At 53.5% G+C, this 16745-nt stretch carries 15 protein-coding genes; 4 read left to right on the forward strand and 11 right to left on the reverse strand.

Annotated elements, in window-relative coordinates; all coding sequences use genetic code 11:
• Positions 1–53: 53 nt before the first annotated feature.
• From B3P58_RS20505 to B3P58_RS20545, 9 genes are all read right to left on the reverse strand, one after another.
• Entirely contained in the window at positions 54–590 is a 537-nt protein-coding gene (locus tag B3P58_RS20505) for an isochorismatase family protein (protein WP_286720313.1), read from the reverse strand.
• Positions 591–614: 24 nt separating this feature from the next.
• On the reverse strand, positions 615–1538 hold the full coding sequence (locus B3P58_RS20510; protein ID WP_286720316.1) for a Dyp-type peroxidase: 924 nt from the start codon (positions 1536–1538) through the stop codon (positions 615–617).
• A gap of 108 nt (positions 1539–1646) precedes the next feature.
• Positions 1647–4079 (reverse strand): two-component system response regulator, encoded by a 2433-nt coding sequence (locus B3P58_RS20515; protein ID WP_286720318.1) that lies wholly within the window; start codon positions 4077–4079, stop codon positions 1647–1649.
• Positions 4066–5907: a PAS domain-containing protein gene (locus B3P58_RS20520; protein WP_286720320.1), complete on the reverse strand. Its 1842-nt coding sequence runs from the start codon at positions 5905–5907 to the stop codon at positions 4066–4068. Before B3P58_RS20520 ends, B3P58_RS20515 begins: the two co-directional genes overlap by 14 nt.
• Positions 5908–6041: 134 nt before the next feature.
• Positions 6042–8846 (reverse strand): FAD-binding and (Fe-S)-binding domain-containing protein, encoded by a 2805-nt coding sequence (locus B3P58_RS20525; protein WP_286720322.1) that lies wholly within the window; start codon positions 8844–8846, stop codon positions 6042–6044.
• 1 nt (position 8847) lies between these two features.
• Positions 8848–9555, reverse strand: coding sequence for a LutC/YkgG family protein (locus B3P58_RS20530; RefSeq protein WP_286720325.1), 708 nt, complete (start codon positions 9553–9555; stop codon positions 8848–8850).
• On the reverse strand, positions 9552–10577 hold the full coding sequence (locus tag B3P58_RS20535) for an LUD domain-containing protein (protein WP_286720328.1): 1026 nt from the start codon (positions 10575–10577) through the stop codon (positions 9552–9554). The genes B3P58_RS20530 and B3P58_RS20535 overlap by 4 nt, the downstream gene beginning before the upstream one ends.
• The gene (locus B3P58_RS20540; RefSeq protein WP_286720331.1) at positions 10519–11160 is read right to left on the reverse strand and encodes an LUD domain-containing protein; all 642 of its coding nucleotides are present in this window, start codon (positions 11158–11160) and stop codon (positions 10519–10521) included. Before B3P58_RS20540 ends, B3P58_RS20535 begins: the two co-directional genes overlap by 59 nt.
• A complete protein-coding gene (locus B3P58_RS20545) occupies positions 11157–12038 on the reverse strand; it encodes a (Fe-S)-binding protein (protein WP_286720334.1) in 882 nt (293 codons plus the stop codon). The genes B3P58_RS20540 and B3P58_RS20545 overlap by 4 nt, the downstream gene beginning before the upstream one ends.
• 277 nt (positions 12039–12315) lie before the next feature.
• Between B3P58_RS20545 and B3P58_RS20550 the strand changes: the two genes are divergently transcribed.
• Positions 12316–13080, forward strand: coding sequence for a GntR family transcriptional regulator (locus tag B3P58_RS20550; protein ID WP_286720337.1), 765 nt, complete (start codon positions 12316–12318; stop codon positions 13078–13080).
• Here the strand turns inward: B3P58_RS20550 and B3P58_RS20555 are convergent.
• A complete protein-coding gene (locus B3P58_RS20555; RefSeq protein ID WP_286720339.1) occupies positions 13077–13955 on the reverse strand; it encodes a LysR family transcriptional regulator in 879 nt (292 codons plus the stop codon). The two genes, B3P58_RS20550 and B3P58_RS20555, sit on opposite strands and share 4 nt — an antisense overlap.
• A 171-nt stretch (positions 13956–14126) precedes the next feature.
• Here B3P58_RS20555 and B3P58_RS20560 point away from each other — a divergent pair, with 171 nt between their 5' ends.
• The 3 genes from B3P58_RS20560 to B3P58_RS20570 all read left to right on the forward strand — a co-directional run bounded on the left by B3P58_RS20560 (position 14127) and on the right by B3P58_RS20570 (position 15509).
• Positions 14127–14750, forward strand: a complete 624-nt coding sequence (locus tag B3P58_RS20560) for a glutathione S-transferase family protein (protein ID WP_286720341.1) — start codon at positions 14127–14129, stop codon at positions 14748–14750.
• Positions 14751–14915: 165 nt separating this feature from the next.
• On the forward strand, positions 14916–15287 hold the full coding sequence (locus B3P58_RS20565) for a nuclear transport factor 2 family protein (protein ID WP_286720343.1): 372 nt from the start codon (positions 14916–14918) through the stop codon (positions 15285–15287).
• A 12-nt stretch (positions 15288–15299) separates the two neighbouring features.
• The gene (locus B3P58_RS20570) at positions 15300–15509 is read left to right on the forward strand and encodes a tautomerase family protein (RefSeq protein WP_145468326.1); all 210 of its coding nucleotides are present in this window, start codon (positions 15300–15302) and stop codon (positions 15507–15509) included.
• A 51-nt stretch (positions 15510–15560) separates the two neighbouring features.
• Here B3P58_RS20570 and rlmF read toward each other — a convergent pair.
• Positions 15561–16745 (reverse strand): 23S rRNA (adenine(1618)-N(6))-methyltransferase RlmF (gene rlmF / locus B3P58_RS20575; RefSeq protein WP_349676606.1); only part of this gene is annotated, 1185 nt, incomplete at its 5' end.

Consider the following 16745-nt stretch of genomic DNA (forward strand, 5'->3'; position numbering starts at 1 on the left):
TAATAACCCGTAGGAGCGGGCCATGCCCGCGATACTTTTTTGCTGTTTATTCGTTATTTAATCAGCTGAATCAGTTGTTTAAATACCGGCCCTTCAGCCTGTTTCTGCAATTCAAACAACGCCATTTCTACAGAGGTTAATTGTGCGCCCATGCTGTGCATTTTGCGGATCGCCAGTTCTTTATTGGCCTGTGTGCGCGAGCTGACGCCATCGGTTACCAGGTGTACGCCATATTTCTGCGCCAATAAATCTCCAACAGTCTGGTAAACACAGACATGGGCTTCCAGCCCGGCCACCAGCCACTGGCTGATTTTCTGATTTTTTACGGCTTTGGCAATGGAGGGTTCCTGCATGCCACTGAAAGTCGATTTTACCAGAGCTTCTCCCGGCAGAACTTCACGCAGTTCCGGACGTGTTGTGCCCAGTTTATCCGGCAGCTGTTCCATCCAGATAATGGGTAATTCCAGCAGGTTAGCTCCCTGAATCAGCAGCCGAAGCTGGGTGAATAATGCACTGCTTTCATGCATCTGTTCCGCCAGTTTGCCCTGTACATCGACAATCATTAAACCGGTTGTTTCTTTATTCAGCATGGGATACCTCCTGTTAAGGCTTGTTCAGCCCTGGGCGAGTACTGCATCAAGATCAGACTGTGATGGCATAAACCAGTAAGCACCGGTTAAGGCCGTCGAGTATTTCATCAGATGATCACTGTAACCATCGCCACTGTTCCCCAGCATACGTTCAAGCTGCACGCTGATACGGCGCAGGTTGCAGGCAAAGGCGAGAAAATACAGGCCATGTTCTTCCGCACCACCGTAAGGGGTACTGCGGCGATAGATTTTCTGCCCGACACCGTCAATTTTGACATCTGTCCGGCTGACGTGAGAGGTCGGTGGCATCGCATCACCTTCCAGCTCCACATTATCCTGCTTAGTGCGGCCTATTACCTGTTCCTGCTCATGTACGCTGAGCTGATTAAAAGCCTGCAGATGATGCTGCCATTTCTGCGACAGCACATAGGAGCCACCGGCACCGGTTTCACCCTCAGGAATCACTGCCGCATCCAGACGCTTGTCGCCTTTCGGATTGGCTGTACCATCGACAAAACCGGTCAGATCGCGGGCTTCACGGTTTTTAAAACCATTTAAATCCAACAAAGTTACGGCAACATCGCGCATGGCATCATGCACCTGTAAAACCGCATTCATGACTTCACCCTGATCTTCGCCATGAATCCAGAAAAACACATCGCGCTGAGTCGCTGGCATGCTGTAGCCATTCTCACCACGCAATTCTTTAAACGGCTGTAGTTGCGCCGGCTGCCACGCCGGCTGCAGACGCTGCCAGGCTTCACCACCAAAGGCCACGGCAATATAAACGTCCGCTAACGTCTGGCGGGCACGATCCAGCGCGGCGCATATTTGAACAGTTCCGGCATCCGGTTTCAGGTTCATTTCCAGATAATGTGCACTGCGGCCGGGTTCGGCCAACAATCCGGACTGTGGAATCAATGATGAGGTATAGGCTGACGATGACACTGAGATAATCCATGACAAAGTGAATTGTCACTATAACAAAGCGTCAGTCTGATAAGAAATGCTGCGTAGGTCATGCCTGGCTTCTTATGTAACCGGCGCTGGCCGGGCTTATCCGAGAATGGCCCTGATATCCGCCCCCTGCAACCAGTCGGCAACGCATTCAGGCCGCATCGGGCGGCTGAATAAATACCCTTGAATGCAACAGCAACCCAGCTCACGCAGCATGTTCAGCTGGTTGCGGTTCTCCACCCCTTCAGCCGTCACCCGCAGATTAAGTACCTGACAGAGCGCCATAATAGCGCGGCAAATTTCAATATCATTGCTGTCATGGGGAAGATCCCGGACAAAAGAGCGGTCAATTTTCACCCGGTCAAATGGCAGCTCTTTCAGGCGACTGAGCGAAGAATATCCGGTACCAAAGTCGTCAATGGCCAAACCGACACCCGACTTGCGGATATTTTCCAACTGACGCAGAACCTGCTCATTTGCCTGCAAAGCCGTTTCGGTAATTTCCAGCTCCAGCTGTGCCGCAGGAATGTTGAATTCTTCCAGCGTTGCGATCAGTAATTCGCTGAAGCTGCTGTCGGTCAGCTGGCGCGCGGATACATTCACCGATACCACCAGTGGCGGTATTCCGGCATCCATCCAGTTGCGTAACTCACGGCAGCTTTCGCGCAGCATCCAGGCGCCGATATCGACTATTACATCACTCTGCTCAGCAATCGGAATAAAGCGATCCGGAGGTATCATTCCCAGTTCGTCGTGATACCAGCGGCACAGTGCTTCCATCCCGTAAACCTGGGCCGTCTGCAGATCAATTAATGGCTGAAATTCGATTGCCAGTTCGTTGTTACGGATGGCCTGCTTCAGATTACGTTCAATCCGCAGGCGCTCGTTAAACTCCATTGCAAGAGCAAAATCGTAAATACAGTAGCGGTTTTTTCCCTGCCGCTTGGCTTCAAATAATGCGGTGTCCGCTGCTTTTAATAACTCTTCATATTCATGCACCGATGGTCGTGACATCACGATGCCAATACTGGCTGACAGCTCAACTCTTTCACGACTGAGGGTTACGGGTTCCTGTACCGCAGCCAATAATTTAGTGGCGACAATTTTCAGATTGTCTTCCTGCTCTACGCCGGTTAATACAATCACAAATTCGTCACCGCCAATCCGCACAACGGTATCTTCGTCACGCACCGATTGTTTAAAACGATCGGCCATAATACGCAGTAATAAATCCCCTTCTGAATGCCCAAGGGTGTCATTGATCAGTTTAAAACCGTCCAGATCCAGATACAGAATACCGACGGAACCCGGCGTATCGTCCCCTTCCAGTGCTTCGCGCACCACCTGTTCCAGACGGACACGGTTACCGACTCCCGTAAGGGCATCCATATAAGCGAGCGTGGCCAGATTTTTTTCAACGCGGCGCAATTCACTGATATCAGAAAACGTAATTACAAAATTCTGTAGCTGCCCGTCATCACTTAATACCGTGCAGACATGCTCCCAGGCCGGAAAGAATTCTCCATTCTTGCGCTGGCAGGCAATTTCCCCACTCCAGTAACCCTGTGCATCGCTGGCCAGTCGCGGATAAAACTGATCACTGTGGCGCCGGGCATGCAGAAACTCATCCGGATTCTGACCACGCACATCTTCTGCCGAGTAACCGGTAATCTGACTGAAAGCCGGGTTCACATTTAACACCCGGCGCAGGTTATCGGTAATCAGAATGCCTTCGGAGGTGGAATTAAATACCGCATTGGCCTGACGCAGCTGTTCATCGGCCAGATAACGCTCATGCACATCGTGTAATACACCGATTACCCGGCGATCACCGTTTGCCCAGCTGAATAAACTGGCAAACAGTTCAACCCGGCGATAGTCGTTACCTTCATGTTTGCGGTAACGTACCGGCTGCTGAAAGCGGTTATGGCTGGTAATTTGCTGATGAATTTTATCGCGATCATCCGGATGAACATTCACCAGCAGAGCATCAAGACTTTCAGAAATTAATTGCGGCGGTGAATGTTTTACCGCCATCTGAATTTCAACATCCGGCGCTGGTGTCCACTCCCAGATGCTCATTCTTGCAGCCTCAAGCGCCAGGCGCAGACGCTCTTCAGACTGGCGTAATTCCATATCGGCATGATGGCGTGTCAGTGCAATACGGATAGCCGCATCCACTTCGCGTTTTTCAAAGGGTTTTACCATATAACCGTAAGGCAGACTGTCGCTGGCATCATCCAGCGTCTGTTCATCGGTATAGGCCGATAAAAACAGTACAGGCACACCAAAGCGCTGCATAATAATTTTGGCCGCTTCGGTGCCCAGCATGGCGGTATCGAGGTGAATATCCATCAGAATAAGATCGATATCCTGCACCTCTGCTGCGGCGATGGCTGCTTCGCCGCTGCCAACACAGGCAACCACGGTATAGCCCAGATCTTCCAGCGTCAGCTTAAGATCCAGCGCGGTTACCTTTTCATCTTCAACAATCAATATGCGGTAAGAACGCAAAGTGCTATGGCTGTTCATCAGAAGCTCCTGTATCACTGAGCGTTAATTGAAAAACAGCACCTTCTGTATCCAGAACCTGTAATGTGGCGTGCATCTGCTCAACCAGTCCGGGAATTAACTGAAAACCGAGAGAATGGGAAACTCCGGGACGAACTCCATCCGGCAGACCCACACCATTGTCAGCAATAACCAGCTGTTTTTCCGATCCATTTTCACTCAGAGACAGGCGGATTTCTCCGCTGTCACGCCCCAGAAATGCGTGTTTTATGGAATTAGTGACCAGCTCATTAATCAGCAAACCAAAAGGCAGTGCGACATCCAGTCCGAGATAACTTTCTTCCTGTTCCGATTCGACGATCATCTTGACGTTGCGCATAGCGGAAAAATAACTGCGACTGAGCAGATCCCCGAGCCGGCGCATATAAGAAACCGCTTCGATGCGATCAAAATTTTTCTGCTCGTACAGCAGCTGGTGAATTAAGGCCATGGCTTTTATCCGCCCCTGGCTTTCATCAAAATAGCCGCGTACTTCTTCCGGCACGCTGCGCGCCTGCAGGCTGAGCAGGCTCGATACCACCTGCAGATTATTTTTTACCCGGTGATGCACTTCGTTCAGTAAGGCGGTTTTTTCATTCAGGCTGCGGATAAGGTTCTGCTGAATATTTTTCTGCACCGAGATATCAACGATGGTGGCCAGAATGCGGATACCTTCGGGGAAGTTCAGTGGTGTTAAGCCAATTTCTACCGGAAACAGACTGCCATCACGACGGCGGGCATACAGCTCCCGCATAGCGGCCATCGCTCTGGCCTGCGGAGCCTGTAAATATCCACGACGCAGATCCCCGTGCGCAGCTTTTATGCTGTCCGGCACCAGATCCTCAACCGTCAGCTGGTACATCTGCTCGCTGTCATAGCCGAACATTTCCGTACTGCGGCGGTTAACCAGCTGAATATGCCCCTCTTCATCCACCAGAATCAGACCATCCTGAGTACTTTCGACAACCCGGCGGAAGCGCTCTTCGCTGTACTTGAGCATGTTTTCGCCGGCCACCCGGGCGGTAATATCAATGGCCGATGGAATCAGGTAAACAATTTCCTCTTCGGCATTTCTCAGCGGCGCCAACATAAAGTCGATGGTCATACGCTGATCATTGGCTGTGCGAATAACCACGTCATAGCGCACGGTTTCGCCCTGTGCGGCTGCCTTTACAGCTTCACGCAGCTGTTGCTGTATGTCGCTGTCGTATGACCACCAGAAGCAATCCCAGAATTTTCGTCCCTGAACGTCAGCCAGCTCAATTCCGGCCGCATCCAGCGGTGCCTTATTGGCATCAATCAGGGTGCCGTCGGGTTCCATAATGCCGACAAAGGACACCAGGCTGTCGATAACCCGCCGCACAAGAGACGCCGATTCTTCTTTCGCCTGCTGTAACTCCAGCTCGACCGTATGATTAACCGCAATCACCAGCACGCCGAGAATGCGTCCGTCATCGGCGCGGATCGGGCGATAGGAGGCCAGCCACTGCGCCTTACGACCGGGAGTACTGGGGGCTTCTGCCAGAATTTCTTTGTTGGTGATTTCTTCCCCCTGAACAATCACGGAACGCAGCATCGGTTCGATAACCGGCGCCAGCTGAGGGAGAACATCGTGGACAGAGCGTCCGAGGTGGGCTGCAACACTGAGGCCGTTAAAACGCGCCAGAGTGTTGTTAATGGCCTGGTAGCGCAGGTCGCAATCAATAATGGCCAGCCCCAGATCGGAATGGCCAAGCAAGGCATCCAGAGCACTGGATTTCAGCTCCAGTAGTGCCAGTTTATCAGCTGCTGCCGCTGGGCTTGTATCCATACACACCGCCACTGTGAATATCATCCGTTCGAGCTTAACCAAACCCGAGGATTTTAATAAGGTATATTTACAGAATTACCTATAAACACCTCATCAGCAAGCTCCTTCCTGCGCCAGTCAGGAGCTGCTCTTATTCAGCTAAGCCGGTCCAGCAGGTAAAACAGCGAGTGGTAAGGGATTTCCCCATGGCGGCTGAGGCCAATCTCACAGGTGCGGCTGGTCGAAATGCCCTCCACGCAGTGCTCCACCTGAGCTTTCAGCGGCGCCAGCGCCGAGGCATTCAGCTCTGGCAGCATAAAGCCCTTATCACCGGCAAAGCCGCAACAGGTAATGTCCGCCGGCACCACCACCTGAGAGGAACAGCGCCGCGCCAGCGCCAGTAATTCCTCGCCCAGCCCCTGCTTAGTTGTAGAGCAGGTAATATGTACGGCCACCGGCTCATGGGTCGGCCGGATATCCAGATTCGGCACCAGAAAGCGGTTGGCAAAGCGGATCGGATCAAGCAGCTGAATACGCTCATCCAGCTGTTGTTGCAGACGGAACACGCAGGGACTGGTATCAATCAGTACCGGCAGGCGGCCATTATCGGAGGCTTTCAGCAGCGCCGCATTAAGCGCCGCACGCATGGCATCGGCCTGCTCAAAATGGCCTTTGCTTTCCAGCGGCATGCCGCAGCAGTGCTGGTCCTGATCAGGCAACATGGCCAGATGCACACCGGCTTTCTGCGCCAGATCGAGGGTTACCTGCATCAGGCTGCGCTGGTCATCCTCTTTGGCTCCCGGCCCCATGGTGCGGCTGGCACAGCTGGGGAAATATACCACCTGAGTCAGCTCATTCACGCCGTATTCGCACGGGTTGAGCTTATCGGCGGCGGTTGGCATGGCATCGTGCCACAACGGCGTGGCCCCCAGCGTCAGGGTATTCACCCCTTTCGCCACGGTGCTGATCACGCCGTCACCAACCAGATCGCGGGTAATATCCATTAACTGCAGCGCGCCACGGCTGGTTTTGCTCACGCCGGCAAAATGCTCCGCCACCCACTGCGCCTTACCCGCGTGTTTTTTATTGCGTTCATGACGCAGTTTGCGGCTTAAATCGCCGGTATTAATGCCGACCGGACAGGCCATGCTGCACAGACCATCGGCGGCACAGGTATCCACGCCCTGATACTGATAGTCATCCAGCAGGGTTTTATAGGCCGGATTTTTACCATCGCGTTCCTGGCGCTTTAATTCGCGCATAATCACAATGCGCTGGCGTGGCGTCAGGGTTAGGTTGCGTGACGGACAAACCGGCTCGCAGAAGCCGCATTCGATGCAACGATCAATCAGATCATCCGCTTCGGGAATGGGTTTTAAGTTCTCAATATGAGTGCGCAGGTTGCGTGTTAAAATCACATCCGGATTTAACAGGCCGGCCGGGTCAAAGGCCTGTTTGATCGCCCACATCAGCTCATAAGCCTGACCGCCCCATTCCATCTCAACAAAGGGCGCCATATTACGTCCGGTGCCGTGTTCGGCTTTGAGCGAGCCATCATAACGGCCAACCACCAGCACACAGACTTCGTCCATAAAATCGGCATAACGCTGGATTTCTGCCGGATCGGTAAAATTCTGGGTAAAGACAAAGTGCAGGTTACCGGCCAGCGCATGGCCAAAAATAATGGCTTCGTCGTAGTGGTATTTTTTAAACAGCGCCTGTAACTCCAGCACAGCAGGCGCCAGATTCTCAACCGGAAAGGCAATATCTTCGATAATAACGGTGGTGCCTTTGGCACGTACCGCACCAACCGCCGGAAATAACCCTTTGCGGATATTCCAGTACAGCTGGCAGGTGTTTTTATCGGTGGTAAAGGTTTTCGGCTGCAGGGTATCAAAAGCCTGCAAAGCAGCGGTGGTTTCGCTCAGGCGCTGCTGTAATTCGGCATCGCTGCCGGCGCGAACTTCCACCAGTAAGGCGGCGGCCTGTTCATCGAGGGTGCGTAAATAGTCCGGCATGCCGGGTTTATCTTCAACGCAGCGCAGACCGGCGCGGTCTATTAATTCAACCGCGGCAACCGGTGCCGAGGAAAGAGCGGTCACTGCCTTACTGGTCTGTTCGATGTTGGCAAACAGCAGTAAGGCAGACGCTTTATAAGCGTGCTCTTCGACCGTGTGATAAATCACTTGCGATACAAACCCCAGGGTGCCTTCTGAGCCCACCAGGAGGTGCTGCATAATATCGATCGGATCAGAAAAATCCACCAAAGCGTTAAGACTGTAGCCGGTGGTATTCTTAATTCTGAATTTCTTCACAATTCGGTCGTGCAAAACCGGATTGTTCAACACCTGCGAGCGCATGTCCGCCAGTTGCTGTAACAAGCTGGCATGGCTTTGGCGGAAGGCATTTTTTGAGGCCTCGTCGGCGGTATCCAGCACCGTACCATCGGCCAGAATCAGGCGCATGGAAGCCAGCGTCTGATAAGAATTCTGCGCCGTACCGCAACACATACCGGAAGCGTTATTGGCGACAATACCACCAATTTTGCAGGTATTGATCGACGCCGGGTCCGGGCCGATTTTACGCGCAAAAGGCGCCAGCAACTGATTAGCACGGGCACCAATAACCCCCGGCTCCACCTGCAACTGCGCACCGTTATTTAATACCGCGGCTTTATTCCAGCCATTACCCAAACGCACCAGCACACCATCGGTCACGGCCTGACCGGACAGACTGGTGCCCGCCGCCCGGAAGGTTAAATGCACTTTATGCTGGTGTGCCAGCTCCAGTACCTTCTGTACTTCCTGCTCATTAATAACCGTGACGACCAGTTTGGGAATCAGGCGATAAAAGCTGGCATCGGTACCAAAAGCCAGAGTGCGTAACGGATCGGAAATAATGCGTTCGTCAGCAATAAAAGGCGCCAGATCCTGCGCAAAACGATGAAAAGCGTCAGTCATATCAGGCATCCGTTAACAGCAGGACAATCAGTTCTTTTGGCCCGTGGGCGCCATAGGCCAGGGTCTGCTGAATATCGGCGGTCTTGCTCGGCCCGGAAATCAGCAACACATTAGTCGGCATATGCGCCGGTAATTTCTGTGCCTGCACCAGGGTTAAAAAGCTGGCGGTAATGGCTGAGGCATTGAGCAGAATAATATTCAGCGGCGGCACCAGCGACAGCGCCCGTGGTTCCTGTGGGCCGGTTTCGACCAGCAGCGAACCGGTTTCCGCCAGACCCGCCGAGGCCACACTGAAGCCTGCGTCCACAGCGGTAAACAATTCCTCTTTGCTTAAAGCCGTTGTCACTAACTGCGCATCGATGGCTGCCGATGGCTGCTCAGCCGCCTGATGTTCAGCAACATAGCCTGCCAGTGCATTAAGCAATACCCTGCCCTGCTTATGCTCACCGCTGAGCAGGCGTTTAACACCGCGTGCTGTCAGTTGTTGTGCCAGCTCTCCTGCCCAGTTGGCCGTTGTGGTTTCAATGACTTCGGCATGGTTATCCAGCAGATTTTGTTTAAAGCTGGCCAGCCATTCGCTTTGCGCCAGTTGTGTCCAGCCAGCGGCATGCTCCGCCTGAATGCCGGTGGTTTGGCTTGTCTGCTCAGGGTTTTGGGCAGACGCCTGGCTGGCATACAGCCGCTGTAAAATACGCTCACGACTGTTCATGCATTATCTCCGCGTTTATCGGCAGTGTTGTTCTGATACTGGCCAGCCATCCCCCGGGCTTTGGCTAATTCATGCAGGCTGCGGCGCGCCGGTTGTGGCGTGCTGCGCGAGTCGGTCCAGGGTGATAACAGTGCAGCAGCGGCTTTACTGCGGAACAGGCCGCGACCGCGGGTCATCGCTGTGGTCATGATGCGGTACAGCGGCGCAAAACGATGGGTCAGCGCCCAGCCGCGCCAGATTAAACTTTCACCCAGCGTGCGTTTGGCACCGCGCCCCAGCACTTCCTGTACTGCAGTGGCATTGGAAACCGCGGCGGCATCGGTAAATTGCGGACTGACGGCTTCGGCGCGTAATTCGCGGATTAACTCAGGCAAAGGAATACGTACCGGACAGGCCTCACCACAGGCGCCGTTTAATGAGCAGGCACTGAGCATATCGCCGTGTTTTTCTAACCCGGCAATCTGCGGTGTCACCACCTGACCAATAGGCCCCGGATAAGTCGAACCGTAAGCATGACCGCCAACCCGCGCATAGACCGGACAATGATTCATACAGGCACCACAGCGGATACACTGCAGTGTCGGTTTTAACACCGGATGGCTGAAAATACGCGAACGGCCATTATCCACCAGCACCAGATGCACCTGTTCCGGGCCATCCAGCTCACCGGCTTTTTTCGGCCCGGAAATCATATTGAAATAGGTACTGATTTTTTGCCCGGTTGCCGAGCGGGTTAACAGTGTCAGTAATTCCGGCACATGGGAAAAATCTTCCACCACTTTTTCAATACCGGTGACGGCAATGTGCAGCTTCGGCATAGTCGTGGTCATACGGCCATTGCCTTCGTTTTCCACCAGACACAGCGTGCCGCTGTTGGCCACGGCCATATTCACGCCGGAAATACCGGCATCGGCGCGCATAAATTTATCGCGCAGAATAGCGCGGGCATTGCCGATTAATTCGTCAACGTCTTCGGTATAAGGCACCTGCGAACCATCGCTGGTCTGGGCACGGGCGTGCATTAGCTCTGGCAATCTGTGCCTTATTTTTATGGATGGCCGGCATAATAATATGCGATGGCGTTTCACCGGCCAGCTGCACCAGATATTCGCCCATATCACTTTCCAGACACTCGATACCCCGTGCCTCAAGAAAATGATTGAGTTCAATTTCTTCCGTCACCATGGATTTACCTTTCACCACGGTGCGGGCGTTATTCGCCGTTAAAATATCGTGAATAATAGTGCAGGCTTCATCAGCGGTTTCGGCCCAGTGCACCTGAATACCGTTGGCGGTCAGATTTTTTTCCAGCCGCTCCAGTAATTCCGGTAAGTGCGCCAGACTGTGCTGACGAATGGCTTCGCCACGGTCACGTAACGCAGACAAAGCGCCTTCATCAGGAAACACGGCTTTGCGTTTGCCCATTAAAAAATCGGAAGCACCACGAAAGCTTTTACGTAAGGCTTCGTTTTCCAGTGCCATTTTGGCGCGTACTTTAAAATGGCGTTGCTGCAGCTCGTTAAATTCGCGCTGCTCGACGTTCAGCTCCTGCTGTAACTGTTCGATATTGATATGCATGCTGTCGGAGGCAATTTTCTGGCTCATGCTTTATCTCCGCTTTTCTTGTTGTATTGCTGGCTGCGCTTCTGACTGATCTGGGAACCATCACCACCGTTAAGACGCGTATACAACAGCGAGGCCAGATGCTGAACCGGAATTGCAGGCCCCTGCTTCTCCCCCTGCAGTTTGTCTAAGGTGCCACCAATATTCATCAGGCAGCCACAGTCACCACTGACCAGCCGCTGACAACCGGTGGCGGCAATCGCACTGGCTTTATCCGCCGCCATCGCCGCAGAAATATCACCCTGCTTCACCGCAAAGGTGCCACCGAAGCCGCAGCATTCAGCAACCCGTTCAGGCTCAACGACCTGTACACCGGGCAGGTTTTCCACCAGCGCTTTATGCTCCGCCGCCACACCCATTCCACGACGGGCCGAACAGGAGGTATGCAGCGCCACGGTTAGCGGCGACTGATCTTCTGCCTGCGCCAGCTGTTGCTCCAGCTGCAGAACGTTCACCATAAATTCACTGAACTCATAACTGCGTGCCGCCAGCGCAATGGCAGCCGCCTCTTCCGGCTGACCAGCAAACAGCTTCGGATATTCTTTGTGCACCATGCCAGCACAGGAGCCCATCATCACCACCACCGGTATGTCGGCGGCAAAGGCCTGCAGCTGAGTGCGGGCTACAGCACGCGCCTGCTCATCATAGCCAGAGTTATATGCCGGCTGACCGCAACAGCTCTGGCTCTGCGGAAAAATCACCTCGATACCTGCATGCTGCAGCAGCGCGATCGCATCCATTCCGGCTTCAGGATAAAAGCTGTCAACCAGGCAGGTGCCCAGCAAATAAACCGCTTCTGGTTTGGGCGGATAAACCCGCGGCTGGCGGCTGGCTGCCGCTGTTGTGTTCTGTTCTGTCATTGCGCTATCACCGCTGTCGGCTGTGAGGTGGGCTGACGGGCATTATCAATTTTATAAATTGGTATTACCAATTACCCACTCTTGATTTGTTGCAATAAATTACCGCTGCCTCCCTTCAGGGTCAAACCCTTTATGCCTTATATAGCGCTTTGTAATATCGACATTGGTCGCATAAAAAAACAGACCAATCGCCCTTTTAAGGCCTGACAAGTAACGCAACGTTCAGATAGAATTGGTTTTACCTTTTAACAAGACATAAAGCCGCAGCAGGAACCCCATGAGTGACGATCCGATCCGTGCCAGCAAGATTTCCGACATCATTGCCAAGCGTCTGGAAGCGATGATTCTGGAAGGCAGCCTGGTGCCCGGCCAGAAAATGCCACCGGAGCGCGAACTGGCACAGCAGTTTGAAGTGTCGCGGCCATCACTGCGCGAAGCCCTGCATAAACTCGAAGCCAAAGGTCTGGTTACCCGCAAACAGGGCGGCGGTACCTTTGTTTCAGCCGAAATCGGCTTGTCCTTTGTTGATCCGCTGATGCAGTTATTTCAGACCCACAGCGAATTTAATTACGACCTGCTGGAGTTCCGCCACGCGCTGGAAGAAGTGGCGGCCCACTACGCCGCCCTGCGCGCCACGGAGACGGACCGGGAAATTATTGAACGGCGCTATAACGAATGGCTCGACGGCCATGTGCAGCGCATTGGCCATAAAGAAGAAGCGGAACTCGACTGGCGTTTTCACCTCGCCATTGCCGAAGCATCACATAACGCGGTACTGCTGCACTCCATGCGCGCCCTGTTCAACTTATTCAAGATGACCATCGCCACTAACCTGGAATACCTGTACACCAAAGAAGACCGGCGTGATGAAATCCTGCGCCAGCACAGCGCGATTAAAGACGCGGTATTAAGCCGTGATCCGAAAGCCGCCCAGCAGGCGGTGAATGATCATCTGGCCTTTGTTGAAGAAACCCTGCAACAGAGCAGCCGCTTTGAAAGCCATTCCAAGCGCTCCCTGCGCAGAATAGGCCTGATGCGCTAACGCTGGCGCAGAAACCAGGCCTCAAGAAAGTCGATACATTGCAGTACTCTGGCCGGCACAAAGTGTCTGGCCGGGTACAGCGCATACAGCGTCAGTTCTGGTTTGCGCGCATCCGGCAAAACCTCGACCAGCTCGCCACCGGCAAGCGCCTCGCGGCATAAAAACTCAGGCACCAGCCCAAGCCCCAGACCGGATTTAATCGCCGTCAGCATAAAGATCACACTGTTGACCCTTAGCGTACCGCCAATGCGTACACCATCATCCAGCGGCCAGACATTCTTGCCCTTGAAATAACTGTATTCAAAGCAGTTATGGCTGCGCAGATCATCAACCGACACAATCGGTTCATGCTGCTGCAGGTACTGCGGCGCAGCGCAGACGTGATACCCAAAGCGTGTCAGTGGCCGGCCGACATAGGCCAGATCCAGCGGCTGACTGGAGGCACGAAACCCCAGATCAAAGCCCTGCTCCACCAGATCCACATCTTCGTCACCCAGATGAATATCCAGCTCAATATCCGGATAGGCGCGCATAAAATCGGCAAACATGCGCGACAACTCGGTGATTCCCAACGCCATCGGCGCATTGATTTTCAGCCGGCCACGCGGCGCCTGCTGCAGATCCTGCACAAAGCTGTCGGCTGCCTCCAGCTGCGCCAGAATCTCCCGCGCCCGCTGCAGATAGCCTTCCCCGGCATGGGTTAACTGCACATTGCGCGTAGTGCGGTGCAACAGCCGGACTCCCAGATCCTCTTCCAGGCGACTGACTTCCTTACTGATAACCGATTTCGATGTGTTCAGCTGCTCCGCCACCCGGGTAAAGCTGCCCAGCTCTGCCAGCCTGACAAACAGCTGTATTGCCCGAAGTTTATTCACTGCTCCCCCACCTAAAACTGTTTCCAATTTGAAAACAACAGGTTCGCATTGTAGCTATATATCCAACAACGCCAACCCCCTAATCTGCCCATAAGGCTGTGAAGCACAGTGCTCACAGCCCACACCAAGACTCCCAAACAACACTCAAACCCGAATACACCGGAGAAGACTATGTACACACTGTATTTTCTGCCTGACGCCTGCTCACTCGCCACCCAGGTGGTACTGCGTGAACTGAGCCAGGAAGTGAGCCTGATTCACAAACAACAGGTCAGCGACTTCAGCCGCATCAACCCGGTCGGCACCGTCCCTGTTCTGCACGATCCGGATAACGGCCAGACTCTGCGTGAAGGTGCTGCCATCATGATCCACCTGCTGGAAAAACACCCCAACCCGATGCTCCCGCACAACGATGCCAACGCGCGCCTGCAGGCCATCCGCAACATCATGTTCGCCAACGCCACCATGCACCCTGCATACAGCCGCTTATTTTTTGCCAGCTCAGCCATTCATGATGCCGACGCCCGCCAGGCCTTCTTTGCGACCGCCGCCGACGCCATCAGTGCCTTGTGGCAAGTGGTGGAGAATCAGCTGCAGGAGCAGCCATTTCTGGGCGGTGAACAACCTTCTGCCGCCGACATTATGCTCAGCGTCTATTCACGCTGGGGCGCGGCCTTTCCAGTCAACATTCAGATTGGTGAAAAAACCAGCGCCATGATCGACCGCGTGCTGGCGATGGACAGCTTTAAGCAGGCATTAAAAGCTGAACAACAAACAGCCGATGCCCTGCGCTAATAAAAGCGGATAAGAGAAGCGGATAAGAGAAGCGGATAAGAGAAGCGGATAACAGAAGCGGATAAGAGAAGCGGATAAGAGAAGCGGATAACAGAAGCGGATAACAGAAGCGGATAACAGAAGCGGATAACAGAAGCGGATAACAGAAGCGCAAGATGGAGACCTATGATGAATACGGATGCAATAACCACTCAGGATTTCGATCAGATCTGTGCCCTGGTACAGGACTATTTCAATGGCCTGCATCAGGGCGATACGCAAAAACTACAGCATATTTTTCATGCCGATGCGGTGCTCAAAGCGCCGGGTTTACGCCGCAATCTGGAAGACTGGCTGAGCCTGGTCGCTCAGCGCGAAGTGCCGGCCCAACGTGGTGACGCCTTCGGCTACCGGCTTCTGGCAGTTGATCTGCTTGGTGAGCAGGCCATGGTCAAAGTGTTGTGTCCATTGCTGGGGCGCACCTATATCGATTTTCTCGGACTGTTAAAAGAAAACAATCAATGGCTCATCGTTAACAAAATGTACGCCAATGCCTGAACGGAGATAACTATGCCTTACATTAATATCCGGATTACCGACGAGAACGTCAGTAACGAACAGAAACAGGCGCTGATACGCGGTGCCACGCAACTGATGGCCGATGTTCTGAATAAGCCACCACATGTCACCTTTGTGGTGATTGATGAAGTTCCGACGGATAACTGGGGGATTGGTTTTGATCAGGTAACCGAGATCAGAAAAGCGCAGTCTCAACAGTAAACACAGCGGCTGGTAAATGATTATTTACCAGCCGCTGTTGCAGCACAGAATTTATGCCTGAAACGTCCAGGCAATAAAGCGGCTGACCTTCTGCCCCTGCGCCATCGGCACGGTTTTAATATCCGTCGCGCCCAGTTTTCGCAGCAACTGCTTCAGTGCCGGAAGATGGTCATGGGCTGACACCAGACTGCTGAACCAGCCAACCTGAGCTGAAAACTCCACACTTTCGTGGATCATGCGCTTAATAAACGCCAGCTCCCCGCCTTCGCACCAGAGTTCGTTCCCCTGTCCGCCAAAGTTGCGTTTTACCGAGGCTTTATCACCTTTTAAATTACGCCACTTGCGTCGTGCCTGCGCTTCGGCTTCTTTTTGCGAGGCAAAAAACGGCGGATTGCACAGAGTTAAATCAAAATAATCATCCGGGCGGATCATACCGCCAAATAATTTCTCACTGTTTCGCTGCATCAGAATATTAATACTCTGCAGCGCCGGATTAGCAGAAATAATCGCATGGGCATTGCGGATCGCCGTGGCATCCACATCGGTCGCGGTAAATTGCCAGCCGTAGACGCTGCTGCCAATAATCGGATAAATCAGATTCGCGCCGGTGCCAATATCCAGCACCCGTGGTGCTGCATTAACGGAAGGTTTAGCCGACTCCGTCAGCAGATCCGCCAGATAGTGAATATAATCGGCGCGCCCCGGAATCGGCGGGCATAAAAACCCGGCCGGAATACTCCACTGCTGCACGCCATAATGGTGTTTCAGCAAGGCTTTATTCAGGCAGACAACGGCATTGTTATCGCTGAAGTCGATGGTCTGTTCACCGCGCGGATTCGCCTGCAGAAAATACTCAAGCTCCGGCACCGCGGCCACCAGCGCTACCATATCGTAACGGCCCTGATGCACATTACGCGGATGCAGCCCCTCGGGCTTTACTTCGCCATAGAGCGCTGAGGTTGTTTTTTCATCATCGCGGCGGGCAGCCGGTTTTTTGCTCTTCTGAGCATAGGGCGCCTTAGCTGCAGCGTCTTTTCCTGAGGAAGGCTTACGACTGCCGGATCTGTCAGAAGCGGACGCACCGGATTCAGCATTACGGCCTTTATAGGGCGCTTTTTCCGCTTTGCGGCCCTGATCACGCGCCTGCCTCCCTCCCTCCGGCTTATCGTCCGTGCGTGCACGGCTCGTGGCGGGACGATCATCGCGTTCACGCTTTGGTGCTGAGGATGTGCCCGG

The sequence above is a fragment of the Thalassolituus sp. UBA2009 genome, from assembly GCF_002335285.1.
Classification (GTDB): Bacteria; Pseudomonadota; Gammaproteobacteria; order Pseudomonadales; family Oceanobacteraceae; genus Venatoribacter; species Venatoribacter alkanivorans.